Here is a 20,672-nt window from a genome sequence, read left to right on the forward strand (position 1 = left end):
CCACAGACATCGACGAGCCCGACGCCCCGGCTCCGACTAGTGATCGTCCAGATAGAGGTCCGAGCGGTGCCGCGACAGCAGGAAGATTCCCAGATAATTTGCCCAAAAAGTCGCGAAGCTAAACCCGAGCGTGATTGCAGTGACGGGTAGATAGCGGACTGTTTCCAATTCTCCCTAAGCAAACTTGAAGAGGCGCTGGGAACAACGGAATCGGTCGCAAGCTGCCATCAGGCATATGCCTTGGAAGTGACGGGAGGTATCGCCATTCTCACATTGCCCAGTGAGGCTCATGGCTTCATAAGGGACTATGACAATTCCCCTAAAGAATTTAGCCGCCCTTTCCCGCATCCAAGAGAATTGGCTTGCCGCGAAAGAGCGGAAATTGCTGAACTGGTTATGCGCTCAAATGCCGCAGTACGTCACCCCCGATCGCCTGACGGCCTTGGGCATGTTCGGTGCATGTTTGATTTTCATAGGCTATGTGGCAAGCAATCTACACACATCGTGGCTGTCGCTCGCCATTGTTGGTTATGTCGTCCAATGGTTTGGGGATTCAATGGACGGGAGCATCGCTCGCTTTCGCCGCATTGAGCGTCCTTCCTATGGCTATTTCATCGATCATAGTTGCGATGGGCTTGCGACCCTACTCATCCTTGCCGGCATCGGCCTCAGTCCGTTCGTCACCATGGACATCGCGATGGTGGCGCTTGCTGGATATTTGCTGCTCTCGATCCACGCTTATCTTGCTGCGCGCGTGCTAGGAGAGTTCAAGCTGTCATATCTCGCAGCGGGCCCGACCGAATTGAGATTGATGCTTATCGCGCTCACGCTGATGATGATGGTTTTGGGTTCTGGTCCAGGATATTTTGGGCGCCTGTCGGGCTTCGACCTGTTTGTCGGGGCAGCAGGCTTTATTCTTATTCTTCTTTTCGTCATTCAGACCTTGACCACGGGCCGGCGGCTGGCGCGCTCCGAGCGCTGGGAAGGGTGAAAAGCAGCGTCTCAGGGGCGATGGCGGATTGCAGATTTAGAAACCGTAGCATGAACGACGCAAATGGTCGCTTCCCTTCCAGCTGGTTTCCGGCAACGCCCAGGGCAATTCATTCCCTTAAGGCACGTTCCCGGATATTCACTGCCATAACGGCCCCACAGTGATGCGGGGCCGTTATTTGCATCACGCGATACCGGCGCCTCCCGTCACACCATAGACTTCGCCCGTGATATAACTGCCCTCCTGCGAGGCAAGCAGCACATAAACGGGCGCAATCTCGACTGGCTGGCCAGGACGACCGAACTGGCTCTGCTCGCCGAACTGTCTGACCTTTTCCTGCGGCTGCCCCCCGCTGGGCTGCAGCACGGTCCAGAATGGACCGGGCGCCACCACATTGGCGCGGATGCCCTTCTCGATCAGCTGCTTTGCCAGCGCCTTGGTATAGGCGACGATGCCGGCTTTGGTCGTGGCATAGTCCAGGAGAATGGCCGACGGCTCATAGGCTTGCACCGAGGCGGTGGTGATCACGGATGCGCCAGCAGGTAGATGAGGAACCGCCGCCTGCGTGATCCAATGCATGGCATAGAGATTGGTCTTGAGCGTACGGTCGAAATCTTCCGAGCTCACGGCTGTCACATCATCGCGATATTGTTGATGACCAGCATTGATGACGAGGATGTCGAGGCCGCCTAGGCCAGAGAGCGTTTCATCGACAAGTTTGCGGCACCAGCTCTCATCGGTGATGTCGCCCGGTAGCGCCACGGCCGTGCGCCCTTCAGCCTCGATGAGGGCGACCACTGCCTTTGCGTCAGCTTCTTCACTTGGAAGATAGGAGATGGCGACATCGGCGCCTTCTCGCGCAAAGGCAATGGCTGCAGCCCGGCCGATGCCGCTATCGCCACCGGTAACGAGCGCCTTGCGGCCCTTGAGCTTTCCTGAACCGACATAGCTGTCCTCGCCATGATCAGGCTTTGGATCCATGTTTGCTGCGATGCCGGGGACCGGTTGCGGCTGCTCTGGAAATGGCGGCTTGGGATATTGCGCGCGCGGGTCCTGCATGGTGAGACGCTCTGCCATGTTCGCTCCTTGCTGAGTGGAATGATGGACATTGTCCGGGTTGCCTCCTGAGGCGACAGGGCAATTTACGAGCCGCAAGGGCATCTGGTTCCAGTGAATGAGCTGCGTAGACCGATCGGCGGGAGCAGTTGCGATGGCGGCGGCGCGCGCCTTTAAACGATGGTAGAGTTCATATCGGCGCAAGACGCGCATGCTAGATGCATCATCCGTGGTGAAAACGGCGTTCAGCTGAGGCGATCTGTCGTGGCGGAGGGCGGGAGGCCGGGCTTTGAGGTCCTGTTCTGCGAGCTCATACGGTGCCGATACCGCGTGGCGCTAACAGGAAAAGAGCTTAATTCGCATCAACTATGGCAGTTACCATGGCACTCAATGGCGCCACGGGAATTGCACTGACATGGCTACCGCAATCGCTTTCGTCGGCGCAGGTCCGACCACCATCTATACGTTGAACGCGCTGATTGAAGCCCTAGGCAATTTACCAGGCCGGCCTGACGCCAATATCACCATATTTGAACTGCAATCTCAGCCAGGTCTGGGCACCCCATATCGGCCAGGCTGGAATGATCCCGCCATGCTGTCCAACATTGCGAGCGTCGAAATTCCGCCTCTGGCAGAAACGTTGATCGATTGGCTCGGCCGCCAGGATGAGGATCGGCTTCGTGCACTCGGCATTGATCGATCAGGCGTCGACGAACGGGCTTTTTACCCGCGGGTAGCGCTCGGCCGGTTCTTTCTCGACCAGTTCACCCAACTGGTCGAGCGCGCCCGTTTGAAGGGGATCGACGTTCATGTCCGCGCGCGAACCAAGGTAGTCGACATTGAAGTTGAAGGAGACAGCCTGAAGCTGATGATCGCCCCTGCCCGCTTGCCCCAGTCAATCGAGTGGTTTGATTATGTCGTCCTGGCGACTGGGCATCAGTGGCCCGAAGAGCCCGAAGTGCGACCCGGCTATTATCTGAGCCCATGGCCGGCAAGCGCGCTGCAGCGAATTTCCGCTACAAAGGTTGGGCTGCGCGGAAGCTCACTGACGGCCATTGATGCCGCGGTGGCTCTGGCTGTCGCCCACGGTCAGTTCGAATGCCGGAACGGCGGAGCTTTGACATATCGGTCAAAGCCCGGCCATGAAAAGCTTCAGATAACGATGATGTCGCGCAAGGGCCTGCTTCCGGAAGCTGATTTCTACCATACCATCCCCTACATACCGCTTTCGATCTGCACGGAAGCAGCGATCACAAGCCTGATCGAGGATGGAGAAGGCGATATTCTCCGTCGAGCCTACGCGCTTTTCCGGCAGGAGCTGCAGGAGGCTGACCCGGATTATGCGAAACGCATCATGCTTGCAGACCTCGCGCCCGAACAGTTTTCGGATCGCTATTTTGGAGAGCGCGCCAACGTCGATCCATTTGAGTGGGCAGCGACCAACCTGGCAGAAGCCAAGCGCAACTTCGCCAAGGAAGTCACCGTTCCATGGCGCTATGCCATCTTGCGGATGCATGAGGTGATGGCACTGATCGTTCCGCACCTTGATGAAGATGAACTCGAGCGGTTTGACCGCTTTCTAAAGCCGATATTCATCGACGACTATGCAACAGTGCCACACCTTTCCATCGAACGCCTGATAGCACTACATCAGGCAAAAAAATTGGATGTGAAGGCATTGGGAGAAAATTACAGAATCGATAGTCATCAAGCCGATTCCGGTGTGCATGTGTTGATTGATGGCGAAGATGACCATTACCCTGTGTTCATCGAAGCAACCGGACAGCGTCCACTCGATGTTGACGCATTCCCCTTCCCAACCTTGATCGAACAAGAAATCGTCCAAAATGCCGCAGACACGCAAGGCTGCAGCGTCAAAGGTGTCGCAATCGACGAGCGCTATCATCCTGTCTCTGACGACCCGGCGGCGCGACGCATATTCTGTCTAAGCCTGCCTTTCATTCTTGGTCGCCATCCCTTTGTCCAGGGCATCACCAGCTCCCATGAAATGGGGATGGTAGTCGGCGCCGACCTGGCTTGCGCGATCGCGATACGCCCATCGCGATCGCCTGTACGACCCGAGCACCAGCCCGGAGCACTGATATGAAGCTTTTTGCGATATATGTGGGCGGCGAACATCCCAGGGCCCATATCGAAATCCACGATATGCGGTTTGTCGTCGCTGATACGATCACGGACACCCATGCAGCATTGCGGGAGCAATGGTGGGGCACGCCAGGCACGCTGCACATAGACTGCTGGGCTGTGATCGATCATGCCGATGGCTACAATGTCACTTTGCGCCCCGAGCGATGGACGGGCGCCGAGAGGCTATATTATGTCAATCTGGGAGGGTATGACCCGACCGACTTCGCGGAGCAGCATCGCAACATGTTCGTCGTGGCAACCAGCCTGTCGCGGGCGAAGGCAAAGGCGATCGAGGCCGTGGCTGGATGGAAGGACGCCCATCGTGACGACATGTATGAGGCGGAGCAGGCTTTCGCGCTCGACACGATGGTCGGGGAGCAGCTCCACATCCATTTGACGCCGAGCCTGCCAGCCCGCCCGTTAAAATTCAAATGCAGCTACAAACCGCTAAAATAGAGGCACTCCAATGAAAATCGCCGCCCCTGCCCGGGGCGGCGATTTTCGCGCGGAGGACCGTCAGGCGCCGGTGCCGGGCTTGTCGGTCTTGGGTGGCTTGCCATCTTCCATCCTACCTTCGTTGCGAAGGTCGCGACCCTCCTGGGCCTTCTTCTGGCTTTCAGGCGATTTGCCATGCTCGAAAGCTTCTTCCTTCACGTAGCCGGCGGCTTCCTTGGCCTTGCCTTCAATGCTCATGATACTCTCCAATCTGCTCGAGACAAATATTGTCCCGCCAGAAGGACAATCCCTAGCCAAGAGGGGCGTTCCCGGTCGCCGCTGTCGCTTTAATCTCGATCAGTGTGATTTTACTGAGCGCAGTCGGCACGTCCGCACGGCTGAGCATCCTTCCCAGGCTAAAGATGTCTCAGCGCGCCAGCGCATAAATGCGACAATGGTCGAGATAGCCTGCTTCATGTCGCGCCGCCAAGGCAACTACGGCCCGCCACAACCAGGATGGCGCGTCCATGCCTTTTGACCGGCCGTTGCGCAAAGTCGTGAGCCATGTGCGGCGTGTCGCTTTGTCCATTTGTCGAGCATGGGCTTTTCCCACAACGAAGGCGAGATATCGCGCGGCTTTTAGGGCCTCGCCCCGAGAAAATTGTTCTGCCTCGATCTTGAGGTCTTGCGGCATCAGTTCGCGAACGAAGATCGAATGTCCAAGCATCCTTGCTGTGGCCATGCGCTCGCCCAGATGCGGAGACAAGGCGCGTGCTGCTGCCAGCACGCGTTCAGCAGGATCATCCGGCATGCAGGCTCCGGACGCGATCGGCGCGACAGGTTGAACAGCTTCCTTGAGATCGACCAGCGCATGATCGGTGCGCTTTTTTCCTTCCAAGGTGACGACCGCGGCAAACCGCAGAAGGCCAAGCGAACTGCAACCCTTCATCCAATAGGCAGCGTCCGCCATGATAGGTGTGCGTTCTTTCCCGCGATGATCGAGAGACAGGATCATCGCGCTGACAGGCGGATGGATCACGACATCGCGCAGGGCCGCATATTCCTTTTCATCGAGCGGCCAAAATCGCTTGCCAAGAGGAATACAGGGTTCAATCGCCTCCAGCCGCTCTTTGGCCAGATGACGCCATTTGCGGTTGAGAGCACGGCGGCGAACCGTGCGCACCGCATCAGGTTCCTGCTGGGCCTCCCGCTCGTCCTGGTCCGGGTCGGAAAAGGCTTCGGCGTAGCCCGCAATCATCTCTTCCAGCATGCGAGCGGTGATTACGCCTGGAAGATCGGAACCGCGCGCCGCAGTCGCAAGTGACAGACCAAGGCGGATGAGATCATGAGCGGGATTGCCGATGACTGCCTGATCAAGATCGCGTATCTGGATCGCGACATTGCCGTCGCTATCCGCTAACGGACCAAGATTGCCAAGATGGCAGTCCCCGCAGATCCAGATCGCGGGCCCTTCCGGGACGATCCGGGCAAGCCTGCTATCTTCCAGCCATTCGTAGAAACGTGCAGTGTTGCCCCGCACATAAGCATGGGCCGACCGTGCCATTTTGAGGTCACGACGGGCATGGAGATAGGGAATGCGTTCTGCAGGTGCGAATGGCTTCATTGAGACATGAACGAGCAACAATTTGTGCCGTTCCGTTAGCTTTTGCGATGGGCTTTTCAAGCTGGGCCGGTGACTGGCATGAGGGCTGTAACATGCCTTGCTGCACAAAATGATGGATCGGATGCTGCTCTGGCCAAGCTCTCCGGAAACCTGGTCAGCCGCAGCGACAGGTCTTTTGCGAGGCCGGCGATCAGCAGCCCGACTTGCGCGCGAAAGCGAGGAGCGTTTCTGCGACAATCATGCGCGCGTCACCTTCTATTGCCAGGCTTTTCGGGTCGAGGCTGTGATTCAGTTCACAATTGAGATGCGCTTGGGCAGCGCCTTCCAAATCGAGGGACAATCCCTGCAATCGCGCCATGTTGATGGCAAATTCAAGCGTAGTCTGCGCCAGCTTGGTGGCGGCGACGGATTGCAGTCTGAGCGCGTAAGCTTCTTCTTCCGTCATGCCTTTTCCTGCTCAGATGGTGCGAAAAGCCTGTCATCAATTCCGTTTGGAGAACCTAGTGGGACGATTGGCAATCGGTCAATCTCAAGCAACATTATGGTGTGCTTCCATGCTACATTCCGATGGAAGCTTGACAATAAATCTATATAGGTAGATTTATTCATCATGCCTCGAACACGTTCCTTGTCCTCTCACGCCCGGATGGTACTTGCCGTCCTGCTCGATGCCGATGGCCAATGGTCGCACGGTTATGAATTGGCGCGCCGCGCTGATGTGAAATCCGGCACACTCTATCCGCTCCTCATCCGCCTGGAAGCTCAGGGACATCTGGAAGCAGAATGGCAGCAGCCAGTTGAAGCGGGCCGCCCGCCACGGCACGCCTACCGGTTGACGGCGAGCGGTGTGCAGCTTGCCCGCGCCAATCCTCCCGGTCATCCGGTCACAACTGCCGTGCGCAGCCGGCAGGCAACCATATGAGCATAGGGCTTCGTCGCCGCTTGATCGATCTGGCCTGTCGTGCGCTGCAAGCTACGCTGCCCACGCCTTTGCAGCCATGGGGATGGGCGATCCGTTGCGAAGCCGCTGCCATCCCGGATGACAGCGAGGCTCTCTTATTCACGCTCGGTAGCCTATGTGGGCTCATGCCGCGTGCGGTCGCATCCCGCCTGCTGACCATCTTCGCCTCGCCTGTTGGTGACCATGTTTCCCGTCCGGAAGGATTGATCATCATGCATATCGTCAACGCCGCTACACGTCGTCCCCGTGCGCTGGGCATCGTCTGTCTGACCAGCGCTGTCCTGCTCGGCACTGCCTATATGGCGATCGCCGGCGCGCCGATGCGCTATCTTGGGGTGAATCTGGGCGCCTTGATCATCGGCTTGACTCTGCTGCTGCTGCTGGAACGCGCGGCCCGATCGGGGCAAGGTTGGACGGACGGGGCAAACCTCATGATGGCAGGCGCATTGTTGGCAACAGCTCTTTTCGGCTCCCAAGCCGATGGAATAGCGCGCTGGGTTTATTGGGGAGGATTGGCGATGCAGCCAAGTCTGATCCTCTTGCCGACAATGCTCGTCGCATTTTCGCGTTTTCGAAACGTCCCCGCGACTGTCAGCATCGTCGCGGCTGCGGTCGCAATGGCGCTTCAGCCCGATCGCGCGATGGCGGCGATGCTCGTGATCTGCCTAACCGCGCTTGCAGTCATGCGCCCCGATCGACATGTGTGCACCGCACTTGCTGCCAGCGCCGCGAGCTTTGCGGCAACGCTGATCCGTGCCGACAGACTGCCCGCAGTACCCTATGTCGATCAGATTCTCTATTCATCGTTCGACCTTCATGCCGTTGCGGGACTGGCGGTATTGGGCGGCTTGATGCTGCTCGTCGTCCCTTCAGTCATTGGTTGGCGCCGGGCTGCCCAGAGCCGCGCAATCTATGTCGCATTCGGCGCCGTCTGGTTCGCCGCGATCCTGGCGGCTGCCCTGGGCAATTATCCGACGCCGGTTGTGGGCTATGGCGGTAGCGCCATCATCGGCTATGCGCTGAGCCTGCTGGCGCTGCCGAAATTCTCCAGTGCCAACGCCCTGGCTACTGCCCCCAAGTGCGGCGCTATCGATGATATGCCCACGGATGGCCCGTTGAGCGTCGCGCTTGCCTGATGGCGTGTGGCGCTTCTATCGGCTCGCAGCTGACGAGGGGCAGCCCGTTGTAACGGAAAGAGGTGCCAGGCAGCCACCAGACGACCGAGCGCCGTTCAACATAACTCATTTGTAACGGAACATGGGTGCCGCTCGCCGCTTACCCCTGCATCTCAAGATGCTATCGGGGAACAGTTCATGACCACAGTGGCGCAGGTAATCGTGGAGACGCTCGCGGCAGCCGGGGCTAGGCGATGCTACGGCGTCCCGGGCGACACCCTCAACCATGTGACTGATGCCATCCGCAAAAGCGACATTCGCTGGGTTCATGTGCGCCACGAGGAGGCGGGCGGATTTGCAGCGGGGGCAGACTCGATGCTGACCGGCGAATTGGCCCTGTGTGCGGGCTCCTGCGGCCCCGGCAGTCTCCACTTCATCAATGGCCTGTTCGAATCCCACCGCAATCGCGCGCCCGTGGTCCTGATTGCCAGCCAGATCGTTCGCGATGAGCTGGGCTTCGACTTCCCACAGGAGGTCGACTTCCGGTCAATCTACCAGAGCTGCAGCGTATTCTGTGAAGAGATCAGGACGCCCGCACAGGCACGGCGCAAGACCGCGATGGCAGCCCAGGCCGCTCTGGCGAAGAAAGGGGTGGCGGTACTGATCGTGCCTGCGGATGTCTCGAGCGCCAAGGCCCCCGACGAGCCACCCTTTGCGGTTCATCCCGCCCGTCCGCTCATACGCCCGACCGATGCGGATATCGACCGCATCGCCGCTAAGATCGCCAAGGGCAAGAAGATCGCCATCTACGGTGGATCGGGTTGCGAGGGCGCCCATGATCAGATCATTGCCTTGGCGCAAGCGCTCCAGGCACCGGTCGCCCATACCTCGCGCGCCAAGGATTTCCTGGAGCATGACAATGCATTCAATGTCGGGATGACCGGCATATTCGGCGGTGAGGCGGGCTATCATGCGCTGATGGCCTGCGACACGCTGCTGCTGCTGGGCTGCGATTTTGCCTGGCGGCAATTTTATCCCGAAAAGGCAACTATCATCCAGGTCGACATAGATGGTAGCCATCTGGGACGACGCCATCCTGTCGACCTTGGCGTCGTGGGCGATGTTGCTGCAACGATCGAAGCGCTGCTGCCACGCATAGCATCGCGTAGCGAACGCGCGTTTCTCAACGAATGCCTAGCTCATCGTGCCCGAACGGTTGAGGATGAGGCCAAGCATGCGACCATCGGCAAAGGTGGGGCAATTCATCCCCAATATCTCACCGAGATGATTTCACGGCATGCGCCCGCCGACAGCATCTACACCGCCGATGGTGGATCGCCGATGGTATGGTGCCTGCGCCATGTCGCGGCCACCGGGCACAATCGCACCGTCATCAGCCTGAGCCATGGCACAATGGCCAATGCGATGCCTCAGGCCCTGGGCGCCAAGGCGGCGTTCCCCGACCGGACCGTGATATCCTTGTCGGGCGATGGCGGCATCGCCATGCTGTTGGGCGACCTGCTGACCGCAGTGCAGGAGAAGCTGCCGATCAAGGTCGCGGTGTTCAATAATGGTGCACTCGATTTCGTCGAAATCGAGCAGAAGGTGGAAGGCCTGCTGGAGGCCTATACCGACCTCGTCAATCCTGATTTTGCGCGCGTGGCCGAGGCGATGGGTCTATGGGGCCGGCGCGTTGAACAAGCCGACCAGCTTGAAGGGGCCGTAAAGGACTGGCTCGCCGCGCCCGGACCGGCTCTGCTGGATGTGGTCACGGATCGGTTCGAACTGGTCATGCCGCCCAAGGTCGAAGTGGGGCAAGTTGCGGGCATGGCGCTCTATTCGGCCAAGGCGGTGCTGAACGGACGCGGTCGCGATGTGGTCGGGCTGATCCGAAATCTTCTCTCGTGAGCGAAAGACCCAATCTGGTCGCGGCATTGACCCGCGACCGTCCGCTGTCCCGAAACCTGCTGCTGCTGATCGGGCTAGTCGGCACGATTGGAGCGCTGGCCATTGGCTGGCATCATCGCCATGCGCTGTGGCTGTTGCTTGTGCTCGCGCCGATCCTGGTCCTGGCGTTGACCGATCTGTTCCAGTCGCATCATAGTCTGCGTCGAAACTATCCCGCCTCCGCCCGCTTCCGCTGGTTCTTCGAATGGTTGCGTCCATTTGCCAGGGCCTATTTCGCCGAAAGCGATCTGGATGGGCGACCCTACAGCCATGATGAACGGGCGCTCGTCTACGCTCGCGCCAAGGGCGAGGTGGATGCCCATCCATTCGGCACCGAACTCGACGTCTATTCCGACGAATATGAGTGGCTCGCTCATTCGATCGCACCGTCGCGTGACGCCCCCAGAGAGACGCGGGTCCATGTCGGCACGGATCAATGCAGTCGGCCTTATCAGGCGGCGCGCCTCAATATTTCGGCAATGAGCTTCGGCGCACTCGGCAGCAATGCTATCGAGGCGCTCAACCTCGGCGCAAAGATCGGTGCTTTCTATCACGACACTGGAGAAGGCGGCCTGTCGCCCTATCATCTCAAACATGGCGGTGACATCGTCTGGGAAATAGGGTCGGGCTATTTCGGCTGCCGAGACCGACAAGGCCAGTTTGATCCAAGCCATTTCGCTGATAGGGCCGCCCATGACGCAGTGAAGATGACGGAGATCAAGCTGAGCCAGGGCGCCAAGCCCGGTCATGGCGGACTATTGCCAGCGGCCAAGGTGACGCGCGAAATCGCCGAGACCCGCGACGTGCCCATGGGCGAAGATTGCCTCTCCCCCGCTGGGCACAGCGCCTTTTCTACGCCGATCCAGCTCGTCGAATTTGCTGGAAGGATGCGCGAACTTTCTTGCGGCAAACCGGTCGGGATCAAATTGTGCGTAGGCTATCCCCATGAACTTTTCGCTGTGGTGAAGGCGATGATCGAGACCGGCATCCTGATCGACTTCATCGTGATTGACGGCGCCGAGGGTGGCACGGGGGCAGCTCCCACCGAATTGTCGGACCGGGTCGGCATGCCGCTGCGCGAGGGACTGATGCTTGCGCGCAATGCACTTGTCGGCACCAATCTCAAGGGAAAGATCAGACTGGCGGCGTCAGGCAAGGTCAGTTCGGGTGCGGGGATCGCGATGAATGCGGCTCTGGGCGCAGATTGGTGCAATGCGGCGCGAGCCTTTATGTTCTCGCTCGGCTGCGTCCAGTCCATGCGCTGCCATACCGACACCTGTCCAACCGGCGTGGCGACGCAGTCACCGGCCCGTCAGAGAGGTCTGGTGATTCCCGAGAAGGCGGAACGTGTCGCCCGGTTCCAGCAATCCACCCTGTCGGCACTGCATGACATCGTCGTCGCATGCGGCCTCGATTCTCCCGACGAGTTTACGCCGGACGGATTGCGCCAGCGGATCAGTGCCGTTGAGATGCGTTCCTTCGATGAACTTTATCCCTTCGTTGAGCCTGGGGAACTGCTCGATGGCGCTCGCGATCCGCGTCTTGCGCGCTGGTGGGCACAGGCTGATGCAACCTCGTTCAAGAGGCAAATAGACTGATCGATGGTCGGCAAGCCCGGCTCGGTCTGGCCTTGGATTGAGTTCACCCGAAAGCATTCGCCCGCGGCTGCACGAGCCACTATTTCCGGTGTCTCGCGCTGATCGTCGACGGACGAAACATATCCGCGAAAGCCGAGAAAGAAGCGAAGTCTAGCAAAAGCGAGCTACCCAACCGGGAGGGCTTTCCACAAGCTGGGTAGACTAAGCGAGGCGTCAGCGCGCATATGTCAGTTTAGAGAGCGCGGAAGACGACCCGGCAGCCTATCGATCGCTATCTTCTTAAAACTGAGTAATCGACTCATTGATTGCGGCTTGAGCCATCGAAAAATGGAGTATATTCTTTGCCTTGCAACCGCATGGGCAATGGATTGTTATGAAGAAAATATCTGGAAAAAGAAGGTAGGCATGCCACACAAGGATGTTCAAGTCAGGAAGGCTGATAACGGATTGGCGAATATTGCGAAATCCGATCCTGCGCCAGGCCTTGATCGTGCCGCTGAGAAATCATGCGCTACTTCCAAGCCCGCGCGCCGAATTCTGACACTGCCGTTCGCAACGAATTAGCAACGGAGCGGCCTGTCCAGGTACTGCACGCAGACATCATCTGGCATGATCCGGCCATCGAAATGCCGGCAGCACGCTGTCGGGTTAGCTGCTAGCTCTCAGGTAGCAAGCACTTGTGTAGAACTGACCATGCAGAGAAATGATAGATCGGCGTCATTATGGCCAAGCTTTCCGATCGGTCAGAGAATATTGGTGATTGGGCCTCCTGCCGTTGATGAATGTTGGGGGGCGTCGGTTGCTCGCACCTAGCCCCACCAACATTCCGCTGGTTCACATCGCTGATTTTGAGCGCCCGGCTTTCCAATCAGGCTCGTCTTCCGGTCACGAACTGATAGACCAGAACGATTACGGCCAGAACCAGGAGTAGATGGATCAGGCCACCGCCGACCGGAATGACGAACGCGCCCAGAACCCAGAGAACGAGAAGGACTAGAAGAATTGTCCACAACATAGAGGCGTTCCTTTTTTATCGAGCAGAAAATTTCCAACCAGAAATCATCTTAGCCCACGCGCGAACAGGAGAGCCGTTAACAGAATGGCGCCACCCATGGCGACATGTTGGCCGGTTAAAGCTCGGGAAGAAATATTGTCGTCCGACCGCTGCAGTTCTTCGGCGTCCGCGAAAATGGCCAGGTGCGGCAATGGAGTGGGTCGCGCCTCAACAAAGTGCATTAAGGGGGAAAATTGCATCAGGCCTGTCTCCTCGACGCAATGAACGCTCAAAGATCTGAAATGGTCCAATCCGTTAGCAAACTTCGTAACGGTGAAGGATGTCAGGCTACAGACAGATGATGTGCCGATTTGCTCTGGTCTCTTGGCATTGCACGTTGCGGTGAGGAGCCGCCTTTTACGGTGAATATATTCTGCTGCCGGTGACCGGATCATATTCGGGCGGCGGCAGGCTGCTGATTCGATCCAGCATGCTCTGACTTGGCGAGACGCAACAAATATCCCAGATCTGCCCGACAGGATAAGCGCCTACCGCGAGGAAATCCCGACTCTGCTTGACTGCGCGGTGGCCGGTTCCGGCCGGCAGCATCAGCGCATCGCCGGCCGCCACCGCAATTTCAAATCCGGCCGATCCTCCAAGCGCGAGAGTGGCATGACCCGAGGCCATTCCAAGCACTTCATGCGCAGTCGAGTGATAATGATCATAATCATAGATCTTGTCACGCCACTCAGGCAGCCAGCCATGGCTCGCAAATCGTGCCTCGAAGGCTTTGGCCAGATCCGTCCTCTCGCTTGGCTCCACGCCGAGGTACAGCCCGACCGGGATGGCGGAATTATTGGGCACCCAACCATCTCGCGAGAAAAGGATCGACTTAAAGATCATGCCTTTTCCTTGATGTTTTCAATGGACGAGTTCGACCGACAATGGCTCATATCGCAGCCCCCTCCCAAACTGCGGCGACGGGTTGCACAGTCGCGCTGCGAGGGGCCTGCATCCAATGGCTTTGCAAGCCGTAATATTCATCTCGTTGGCGATCGATATGGCCGCAGATTTCGGTTCAAGTTTTTTCCGCGATTCGCGTCTGCAAGGACAGCATCGCGAACGACCGGAGCATGCGGGAGAGAGAGATCGTGGCAGGCTTCCAGTCGCCTCAAAGGGCCATCTCGACAATATCCAGGCGATTGTCCTGCGCGTAGATCATCGCAGCCTGCAGGGCGTCCATGCGCGAGGCATAACCTCTGTTGTCGAGATTGAGGACTGGATCGCCAGGTCGCCCGCTCTCAGCGGTGATATGCCAGCGGCCCTTTTCCTGCCTGATCGCAACATATTTGAACATCATCGAAGATCCTGCAAGGCGCGCCATTGGTTCGCCGACAATGCGGCAATCGCCGTTTCGTTCCCCCCGGGTCGATCTTGCGTTCATGGAGGCTATGCGGAATCCAACAATTCCCTGTTCAGTCTTGCGTGGAAGCGGCTTTCTGCTCTGCCAATATATCCCATCCCGTCAGGAAGAAGGCCGCAGCAATCGGCCCAACCACGATGCCGCTGAGCCCAAGTGTTTCGATACCGCCGAGGGTTGTCACCAATATGAGCCAATCCGGCAGACCGGTATCTCGACCTACGAGCATGGGCCGTAGGAGATTGTCGACAAGACCGATCACAAAGACGCCGGAAGCAACCACGATGACGGCCTGCCAAAAATCGCCCGTAGCAAGGAGATAGGTCGCTACCGGCAGCCATATTATCGCAGGTCCGATCGCTGGTAGCAGGGCGGCAATCGCCATCAGCACCCCCCATAGAAGGGCGGCAGGCATGCCTACTATCCAGAAAGTTGCTGCGCCCAGCATGCCTTGCGCCAGGGCGACAATTCCCGATCCCTTTATGGTCGCGCGCACGACGATCACGAAGCGGGTTGCAATCCGATGGGCAATGGTCGGTTCAAGTGGCAGTCTTGTGATGATCTGCGATGCTAACGCCTCCCCATCGCGCAGGAGAAAGAAACTCACATAGAGACCCACCCCAAAGGAAAGCACGAAAGCTGCTGCGTCCGCGCCTATGGTCAATGCGCGCCGCGTCAATATGCTCGCGCTGTTGCTCAATGCCTGAGAGATCTTGGCTTGTGCCCGCTCAAACGTGCCAAAACCGGCGTTCTCCACCCAATGCTGTAACCGCATCGGCAAAGCAGCATGCACCTGACCGAAATAGGTCGCAAAGTCGATCTGGCCACTTCTGATCTTTGCGTAGACGCCGCTTGCCTGCTCGATCACGAGACTCCCGATTATCAAGGCCGGCATGATGACAGCTATGATAATGATGAGCAGCGTCAACGCCGCCGCCATGTTGCGTCGCCCGCGACAGTCGAACAGGATACGTCTGTAAAGCGGCTGAAAGAGCAAGGCCGCCAGAGCAGCCCACAATAATGCCGAGATGAAACCGGAAACAATCAGACCCAGCCCGAGCGTCGAGATGGCGATGAAGAGGATCAATCCTCCATTGTCGATACGCTCGCGCGAAATCATCCAAATTCCGATCGTTTATTGCTGATGTGCTGAGCGGGACCAGCGCCCTGTGCGTGGATGCAATAGTCGGCCGCTGCTATCCGGCTCAGCTGTGCGCGGTCCCAGGACTGGCTCATCACGCTATACTGACGATCCTCACCTGATTGTTCCGATGCTGCGGTTTGACGACCACCGTATCTCCCAGCCGCTCAAGCATGATATCCGCCTCAGCCAGGCCCAATGGCAACGCCTTTATGAAAAGGCGGTCGAGAAATGTCGGCAAGGTGGGTTGGCGGAAAATGATTCCGCTGGACGAGACGTCGAACGACAGTCCAAGACTGGCCTGGATCAGCGATAGCGGGGCCGCCGCCGACCATGCCTGGGGGCTGCAAGCGACCGGATAAAAGGTCGGCCCTTGGGAGCGTCGTCGCGGGAAACCGCAGAACAGTTCAGGCAGCCGCATGAGATCGACATAGGTTGCAGCGGCGAAGAGCCCCTCGAATATCTGCGCCGCCTGACGCTGAAAGCCATATCGCGAAAAGCCTGCGGCAATCAGCGCATTGTCGTGCGGCCAGATGGAGCCATTATGATAGCTCATGGGATTGTAGCGTTTTTCGGTCGACGCGATCGTCCTGACGCCCCAGCCGGAAAATGAGGCGGGCGCCATCAAGGTTGCCACCACCATGGGCGCGCGCTCTGGCCGAGCCAGGCCCGTGTAAAGGACATGGCCTGCGTTGGAGGAACGAACCCGACAGGGCTGCTTTTGTCCATCGAGCGCGAGCACATATGTTCCCAGTTCCGCGTCGAAGAACGACGCGTCGAAACGCTGCTGGAGATCGACAGCCCGGGCAAGATAGGTTTCCGAGCGATCCTGATCGCCCATCGCACGATAGATGAGGCTTGCCGCTTGCCACGCGCCATAAACATAGGCTTGAACTTCAGCCAAAGCGATCGGGCCTCTGGCGATGCTGCCATCGGCATGGAAGATGGAATCATGGCTGTCCTTCCAGCCTTGGTTCTGCAGGCCCTGATCCGTCAGGCGTCCATATTCAACGAAGCCGTCGCCATCGCGATCGCCATGAGTGTCGATCCATCGCAATCCAGCCTCGATATTGGGTAACAACCCAGCGAGATATTCAAGGTCCCCGGTGCGCTCCAGATAGGCGCCGGCCAGCATGACGAAAAGCGGCGTGGAATCGATGCTGCCATAATAATGACGGAAAGGCACCTCCCCCAGCTCGGCCATTTCGCCGTGACGCACTTCGTGCAGAATCTTGCCTGGCTCGGCATCAGCGGCCGGGTCGAAATCCGTCGCTTGATGCGCAGCGAGATATCCCAGCACGCCTCGGCTGATGGCCGGGTCCATCCAGATCGTCTGAAGGGCGGTGATCAGGGCATCCCTGCCGAAAACTGTGCTGAACCAAGGGATGCCCGCATAGGGATAAGGCCCAAATTCTGTATCGGTGGAGAGCATCGAGATGTCGGAAACCGAACGCCGCGAAACGGCATTGAACAGGTCATTGGACGATTGCATCGAAGCACCCCGGCGTCGTGCATGCTGAAGCGCACGCATGGCCTCGCGCAGGGATTTTAGAAACAGCTTGGGCAGGGGTTGATCGACCTCATTCTTATGTTCGCAGGAGATACGCGCGAATAATGTGGATCGACTGCCTGGGGCAACAGTGACTTCAAATAGCGCCTGCTCCGCCGTTAGTTGCGCAGGTGCGGGATCAAAATGGAGATGTGTCGAGCGTTCAAGGTCATCGCGTCCTCGATAGCCCAGCAGGACATCGGCGTCTCCTACCTGCGGCTCGTGCATGGTGCCGCGGCGCAATCTGGTCATGCCACGTATCTCGAACAGATCCGCGAAATCGGAAGCGAAGGACAGACCCACCGACACCCGCCGCTCTACAATGTCGAAATTGCGCACAATGATGCGTTCATAGATTGCGCCGTCCCATAGAAAGCGGCTGCGACGCAGGTGGATCAGGTCATGCTCCACCTCTACGCGGCCGTCCTCTCCAAGGAAGTCCGGGTTGGCCAGATCACAGGTCAACATCGCATTGTCGTCCCGCAGCGCCGAACTCAGCAGGATCGGGCGCATGCCATTGACCGTCAGGAATAAGTGCGAAAGATGGCGCGTATCGCGATGGTAGAAACCCTCGGGACTACCAGGCCCGGATATGGCGTCGCCGCTATGATCAAAGACAGCAAAACTGTCTCCATGCTTGAGTGTGCGTGGGCGACGTTCATGCAACGAGGCGGTCGCAGGAATGAAGAACTGGGTTTGCGCCTGCGACAACGCCTGTCCCCCTGCAATGCCCGAAACCCCTGGCTGCGGTTGGGTCTGCGACATGGCGGCTCCTATGCGACGATCTGCAATTCCGATTCTTCGCCGCGCCGGCGACGCAGCCAGGCTGCGTCGGTGCGCGCACCGGGCAGTCGATGATATAACGCGGCATAATCGGCAGCCATCCTGTCAGCCGTGAACCGTGCGTCGAATACGCCGCGCACCATTTTGCGCTCGAGGTGACGAATTTGTTTCACCGCTTCGACAGCCTCGTCTTCGCTGTCGACGATGAAACCCGAGCGCCCATCCTCTATGACCTCCGGAACCGATCCGCAGCGGAAGGCGATGACCGGCGTTCCGCAAGCCATGGCTTCGATCATCACCAATCCAAAAGGCTCAGGCCAGTCGATCGGAAACAGCAAGGCGCTCGCACCACCGAGGAAATCGGCTTTCTGTCGCTCGTTGATCTCACCGATGAAGCGAATATTGGGATATAGTTTGACGAGAGGCGCGATCTCTTCCTCCCAATAGCCGCGATCGACCGCGTCGATTTTCGCCGCAATTCGCAACTCCATGCCGGCTCGGGCTGCGATGCGAATAGCGCGGTCCGGTCTCTTCTCGGGCGAGATACGCCCGAGAAAGGCGAGATAACCTTCATTTTCGCCAAGGCTGGGGGTGAGAAGGTTGGCCGGGAGACCGTGGTAGATGGTCGCGCCCCAATTGACCGGGGGCATGGGTTGCCGTTGATGATCAGAGATCGAAACCAGGCAGTGATCGCCAAAGCAGCGATAGAATGGCGGCAGATCAGGCAGGTCCAGCCGACCATGTAATGTCGTCACGGTGCGTCCAATAAAATCCTGGATCATTGGCAGATGCAGAAGATCTATATGGAAATGGAGCGCATCAAACTCGTCCGCCCGTTGCCGCACTGCATCAAGCATCATCATATGATAGGGGATCGTGTCGACGATGCCCGGGGTCAGTCGCAGCGCCGCCGGCGTGATCGGAACAAGCTCGGCCGAAGTCTGCGAATCGCCGCTGGCGAACAGGGTCACGTCGTGCCCCTGATCCACCAAAGCTTCGGTGAGATAGGAGACGATCCGTTCGGTACCCCCGTAAAGCTTGGGCGGTACACTTTCAGCCAGGGGAGCGATTTGAGCGATCTTCATGCGGCTATCCTCTAACGGAGATAGGCCTCGTCCCCCCCTCAGCACACGAGCCGCAAAGTAAAGCCGCATGGATGGTTAAAGTTGCATTGCGGAAACAATAAAATAAAGAGCAAACCCGAAACGATATGAAATATTGATCTAAATTAATAAGATTTTATCTTTAGTCTTCCGCAAAATCTTCAGTTTGTCCTTTTTCCAGCTGTTCGCGTGCCAGTTCTGCGGCCCGCAACAGGGAATGACCCGTCCCCTCCGCTGCACTGGCTGTCAGCGTTATTGCGATGCCGTTAGGACCATCCAGCATGATCAATCCAGCGTGGGCTGAGGCAATGCCAGCTTCTTCATGAATACCCGGGGTTGGCATATCTTCTTCGCTCCTTCTCCAGGCCCCGACAACGACAGGCTGGCAAGGGCGGTTCCGTCAATTCTGCTCTTCGAGGAAAAGGTAAGCAGGATCAAATTCGCCCAACCGCTCCAGGCCTTTTCGATCGCGAATTTCAACATCATGGCGATGCATCGCCAGGAGGTTGCGGTCTTTGAGATCCCGCAGCATCCGGTTCATATGAACGGACGTAATGCCGCACGCCTCTCCCAGATCGGCCTGCGTCATCGGAAGGGTGAAATGCGATCCATCGCTTCGACCGATCGCGCGCAATCTCGCTTCCGTCTCGCAGAAGAAATGGCTGACCCTCGCGATCGCGTCGAGACGGCCGAGGCGAAATATCCATTCGCGATGCATCGCAGCATCAAGGAGCGTGCTGAACCAAAGCAATTTCGTGAGCGCCGGGCGCGTCGCAACAAGGTGATCGAGCGCAACATGGGGCACCAACGCTACCCGACAGGCGGTCAAGGTCGCGAGGTCATGATCAAGATGACCAAGCGGGTAGCCATGAAGGTCGACGAAGTCGCCGGCCACATGCACTGCAACAAGCTGCCGTTCTCCCTGCCGGTCATCCATGTATCGGCACATCACGCCTTCGAGGAGATAGGTGCTTGTGGTGATATTTTGATCGCGAGAGATGAAGGTCTTGCGAGGAGGCAGGTTTCGCACGTCAGCTACCGCAGCTTCAAGCGCTTCGAGATCCTGGGCACTCAGGAGGTCACGCCTTCGACCTCGCAGAAAGTCGGCAAACACCATCATCATGTCCAGCATTGCAAAAATGGATGAGCAACGCATTCGCACATCACCCGACAAGGGTCGAGTGCTAAGCATCACTCACGCTTCGCACAAGCGATCCTGCCGATATCCGAGCGAACCGGATCGCTGTCGCCGCGGTCAAAAGGTCACCGGTGCATCACGCGGGAGTCGCATCGAAAGCCAGACACTAAAAACCCTGCATCTTTCGATGCAGGGCTAGGGGGGCCGCAAGTCAATGACTTACCGCATGATAACTTCTCAATGTCCGATTTGTATCCGAAGAAATGCGCTCACTCGAAATTTTCTGGTCAAGCTGCACGCAGGCAGTCACACCTTCCCTAAAGATCGCGCTGCCTTGGTCATTCGCAAGCTCCAGCGCGTCTCTCTTCAGGAGGCGTCCGGACTCCCGCTATCAGTCCGCTTTCGCGTATGTTTGTAGCTCACCGCAGGGCTATTCGTCGCCATGGATGGTTTTGTCCTGCAGGCAGATTGCGCATTTTGCGCCACCGTTTTTTCGAAGGTCCGCTTGAGCAGCCAACCCACCGCAAAGGTGACTGTCGCAGTGACAGCGGCACGCGCTGCGGTTTCCGCAATTCCGATCTTCACCGCGTCCTGCATCGCCTCATCACGGGACTGGCCAAATGCCCGACCCTGAATGGCCTTTTTACGAAAAATCATCGACCCTCACCC

General features: G+C 58.2%; 20 protein-coding genes. 7 read left to right on the forward strand and 13 right to left on the reverse strand.

The window, feature by feature from the left end:
- The first annotated feature begins 307 nt into the window (after positions 1 to 307).
- Complete coding sequence (locus ACUCV3_RS19385; RefSeq protein WP_063141852.1) at positions 308 to 991, forward strand: CDP-alcohol phosphatidyltransferase family protein; 684 nt, start codon at positions 308 to 310, stop codon at positions 989 to 991.
- A gap of 183 nt (positions 992 to 1,174) precedes the next feature.
- Here the strand turns inward: ACUCV3_RS19385 and ACUCV3_RS19390 are convergent, their stop codons facing one another.
- Positions 1,175 to 2,068 carry an SDR family oxidoreductase gene (locus ACUCV3_RS19390; RefSeq protein ID WP_063141850.1) on the reverse strand — a complete coding sequence of 298 codons (894 nt, stop codon included), beginning with the start codon at positions 2,066 to 2,068 and terminating at the stop codon, positions 1,175 to 1,177.
- 394 nt (positions 2,069 to 2,462) lie between these two features.
- On the opposite strand from ACUCV3_RS19390, the gene ACUCV3_RS19395 reads away from it, so the two are divergent.
- Together ACUCV3_RS19395 and ACUCV3_RS19400 are read left to right on the forward strand one after the other, a co-directional pair.
- Entirely contained in the window at positions 2,463 to 4,154 is a 1,692-nt protein-coding gene (locus tag ACUCV3_RS19395; protein WP_072895469.1) for an FAD/NAD(P)-binding protein, read from the forward strand.
- A gap of 17 nt (positions 4,155 to 4,171) precedes the next feature.
- The gene (locus tag ACUCV3_RS19400; protein ID WP_234831485.1) at positions 4,172 to 4,651 is read left to right on the forward strand and encodes a DUF1543 domain-containing protein; all 480 of its coding nucleotides are present in this window, start codon (positions 4,172 to 4,174) and stop codon (positions 4,649 to 4,651) included.
- Positions 4,652 to 4,711: 60 nt separating this feature from the next.
- On the opposite strand, the gene ACUCV3_RS19405 is transcribed toward ACUCV3_RS19400, so the two are convergent.
- From ACUCV3_RS19405 to ACUCV3_RS19415, 3 genes are all read right to left on the reverse strand, one after another.
- Positions 4,712 to 4,888, reverse strand: coding sequence for a hypothetical protein (locus tag ACUCV3_RS19405; protein WP_482241001.1), 177 nt, complete (start codon positions 4,886 to 4,888; stop codon positions 4,712 to 4,714).
- 169 nt (positions 4,889 to 5,057) lie between these two features.
- On the reverse strand, positions 5,058 to 6,254 hold the full coding sequence (locus ACUCV3_RS19410; protein ID WP_072895472.1) for a DUF2252 family protein: 1,197 nt from the start codon (positions 6,252 to 6,254) through the stop codon (positions 5,058 to 5,060).
- A 190-nt stretch (positions 6,255 to 6,444) separates the two neighbouring features.
- Positions 6,445 to 6,699: a hypothetical protein gene (locus ACUCV3_RS19415; protein WP_063141512.1), complete on the reverse strand. Its 255-nt coding sequence runs from the start codon at positions 6,697 to 6,699 to the stop codon at positions 6,445 to 6,447.
- Between the two features lie 201 nt (positions 6,700 to 6,900).
- Between ACUCV3_RS19415 and ACUCV3_RS19420 the strand changes: the two genes are divergently transcribed.
- The 4 genes from ACUCV3_RS19420 to ACUCV3_RS19435 all read left to right on the forward strand — a co-directional run bounded on the left by ACUCV3_RS19420 (position 6,901) and on the right by ACUCV3_RS19435 (position 11,875).
- A complete protein-coding gene (locus tag ACUCV3_RS19420; RefSeq protein WP_201038990.1) occupies positions 6,901 to 7,176 on the forward strand; it encodes a PadR family transcriptional regulator in 276 nt (91 codons plus the stop codon).
- Between the two features lie 20 nt (positions 7,177 to 7,196).
- A complete protein-coding gene (locus ACUCV3_RS19425) occupies positions 7,197 to 8,351 on the forward strand; it encodes a hypothetical protein (protein ID WP_313336540.1) in 1,155 nt (384 codons plus the stop codon).
- Positions 8,352 to 8,528: 177 nt separating this feature from the next.
- On the forward strand, positions 8,529 to 10,238 hold the full coding sequence (locus tag ACUCV3_RS19430) for a thiamine pyrophosphate-dependent enzyme (protein WP_072895478.1): 1,710 nt from the start codon (positions 8,529 to 8,531) through the stop codon (positions 10,236 to 10,238).
- Positions 10,235 to 11,875 carry an FMN-binding glutamate synthase family protein gene (locus tag ACUCV3_RS19435; protein WP_482241002.1) on the forward strand — a complete coding sequence of 547 codons (1,641 nt, stop codon included), beginning with the start codon at positions 10,235 to 10,237 and terminating at the stop codon, positions 11,873 to 11,875. The genes ACUCV3_RS19430 and ACUCV3_RS19435 overlap by 4 nt, the downstream gene beginning before the upstream one ends.
- A gap of 868 nt (positions 11,876 to 12,743) precedes the next feature.
- On the opposite strand, the gene ACUCV3_RS19440 is transcribed toward ACUCV3_RS19435, so the two are convergent.
- The 9 genes from ACUCV3_RS19440 to ACUCV3_RS19480 all read right to left on the reverse strand — a co-directional run bounded on the left by ACUCV3_RS19440 (position 12,744) and on the right by ACUCV3_RS19480 (position 20,660).
- On the reverse strand, positions 12,744 to 12,890 hold the full coding sequence (locus tag ACUCV3_RS19440; protein ID WP_004209597.1) for a lmo0937 family membrane protein: 147 nt from the start codon (positions 12,888 to 12,890) through the stop codon (positions 12,744 to 12,746).
- 396 nt (positions 12,891 to 13,286) lie between these two features.
- Positions 13,287 to 13,772 carry a hypothetical protein gene (locus tag ACUCV3_RS19445; RefSeq protein ID WP_004209592.1) on the reverse strand — a complete coding sequence of 162 codons (486 nt, stop codon included), beginning with the start codon at positions 13,770 to 13,772 and terminating at the stop codon, positions 13,287 to 13,289.
- A 268-nt stretch (positions 13,773 to 14,040) separates the two neighbouring features.
- Complete coding sequence (locus ACUCV3_RS19450; protein ID WP_234780521.1) at positions 14,041 to 14,229, reverse strand: hypothetical protein; 189 nt, start codon at positions 14,227 to 14,229, stop codon at positions 14,041 to 14,043.
- Between the two features lie 115 nt (positions 14,230 to 14,344).
- Complete coding sequence (locus ACUCV3_RS19455; protein ID WP_063141498.1) at positions 14,345 to 15,409, reverse strand: AI-2E family transporter; 1,065 nt, start codon at positions 15,407 to 15,409, stop codon at positions 14,345 to 14,347.
- 115 nt (positions 15,410 to 15,524) lie between these two features.
- Positions 15,525 to 17,744, reverse strand: a complete 2,220-nt coding sequence (locus tag ACUCV3_RS19460) for an amylo-alpha-1,6-glucosidase (RefSeq protein ID WP_482241003.1) — start codon at positions 17,742 to 17,744, stop codon at positions 15,525 to 15,527.
- A gap of 8 nt (positions 17,745 to 17,752) precedes the next feature.
- Entirely contained in the window at positions 17,753 to 18,847 is a 1,095-nt protein-coding gene (locus tag ACUCV3_RS19465) for a glycosyltransferase family 4 protein (RefSeq protein WP_313039196.1), read from the reverse strand.
- Between the two features lie 160 nt (positions 18,848 to 19,007).
- Positions 19,008 to 19,208, reverse strand: coding sequence for a hypothetical protein (locus tag ACUCV3_RS19470; protein WP_072894357.1), 201 nt, complete (start codon positions 19,206 to 19,208; stop codon positions 19,008 to 19,010).
- 57 nt (positions 19,209 to 19,265) lie between these two features.
- Complete coding sequence (locus ACUCV3_RS19475) at positions 19,266 to 19,982, reverse strand: Crp/Fnr family transcriptional regulator (protein WP_010337907.1); 717 nt, start codon at positions 19,980 to 19,982, stop codon at positions 19,266 to 19,268.
- Between the two features lie 387 nt (positions 19,983 to 20,369).
- The gene (locus ACUCV3_RS19480) at positions 20,370 to 20,660 is read right to left on the reverse strand and encodes a hypothetical protein (protein ID WP_010337908.1); all 291 of its coding nucleotides are present in this window, start codon (positions 20,658 to 20,660) and stop codon (positions 20,370 to 20,372) included.
- Positions 20,661 to 20,672: the final 12 nt, after the last annotated feature.

Source organism: Sphingobium sp. VMM (genome assembly GCF_056790315.1).

What these genes read in the sequence shown, in the direction of transcription:
- ACUCV3_RS19405 (WP_482241001.1), bottom strand. Translation starts at nt 4,888, where the DNA reads ATGAGCATTGAAGGCAAGGCCAAGGAAGCCGCCGGCTACGTGAAGGAA.
- ACUCV3_RS19385 (WP_063141852.1), top strand. Translation starts at nt 308, where the DNA reads ATGACAATTCCCCTAAAGAATTTAGCCGCCCTTTCCCGCATCCAAGAG.
- ACUCV3_RS19440 (WP_004209597.1), bottom strand. Translation starts at nt 12,890, where the DNA reads ATGTTGTGGACAATTCTTCTAGTCCTTCTCGTTCTCTGGGTTCTGGGC.
- ACUCV3_RS19455 (WP_063141498.1), bottom strand. Translation starts at nt 15,409, where the DNA reads ATGATTTCGCGCGAGCGTATCGACAATGGAGGATTGATCCTCTTCATC.
- ACUCV3_RS19410 (WP_072895472.1), bottom strand. Translation starts at nt 6,254, where the DNA reads ATGAAGCCATTCGCACCTGCAGAACGCATTCCCTATCTCCATGCCCGT.
- ACUCV3_RS19390 (WP_063141850.1), bottom strand. Translation starts at nt 2,068, where the DNA reads ATGGCAGAGCGTCTCACCATGCAGGACCCGCGCGCGCAATATCCCAAG.
- ACUCV3_RS19460 (WP_482241003.1), bottom strand. Translation starts at nt 17,744, where the DNA reads ATGTCGCAGACCCAACCGCAGCCAGGGGTTTCGGGCATTGCAGGGGGA.
- ACUCV3_RS19450 (WP_234780521.1), bottom strand. Translation starts at nt 14,229, where the DNA reads ATGATGTTCAAATATGTTGCGATCAGGCAGGAAAAGGGCCGCTGGCAT.
- ACUCV3_RS19395 (WP_072895469.1), top strand. Translation starts at nt 2,463, where the DNA reads ATGGCTACCGCAATCGCTTTCGTCGGCGCAGGTCCGACCACCATCTAT.
- ACUCV3_RS19480 (WP_010337908.1), bottom strand. Translation starts at nt 20,660, where the DNA reads ATGATTTTTCGTAAAAAGGCCATTCAGGGTCGGGCATTTGGCCAGTCC.
- ACUCV3_RS19430 (WP_072895478.1), top strand. Translation starts at nt 8,529, where the DNA reads ATGACCACAGTGGCGCAGGTAATCGTGGAGACGCTCGCGGCAGCCGGG.
- ACUCV3_RS19475 (WP_010337907.1), bottom strand. Translation starts at nt 19,982, where the DNA reads ATGGTGTTTGCCGACTTTCTGCGAGGTCGAAGGCGTGACCTCCTGAGT.
- ACUCV3_RS19415 (WP_063141512.1), bottom strand. Translation starts at nt 6,699, where the DNA reads ATGACGGAAGAAGAAGCTTACGCGCTCAGACTGCAATCCGTCGCCGCC.
- ACUCV3_RS19445 (WP_004209592.1), bottom strand. Translation starts at nt 13,772, where the DNA reads ATGATCTTTAAGTCGATCCTTTTCTCGCGAGATGGTTGGGTGCCCAAT.
- ACUCV3_RS19470 (WP_072894357.1), bottom strand. Translation starts at nt 19,208, where the DNA reads ATGCCAACCCCGGGTATTCATGAAGAAGCTGGCATTGCCTCAGCCCAC.
- ACUCV3_RS19465 (WP_313039196.1), bottom strand. Translation starts at nt 18,847, where the DNA reads ATGAAGATCGCTCAAATCGCTCCCCTGGCTGAAAGTGTACCGCCCAAG.
- ACUCV3_RS19420 (WP_201038990.1), top strand. Translation starts at nt 6,901, where the DNA reads ATGGTACTTGCCGTCCTGCTCGATGCCGATGGCCAATGGTCGCACGGT.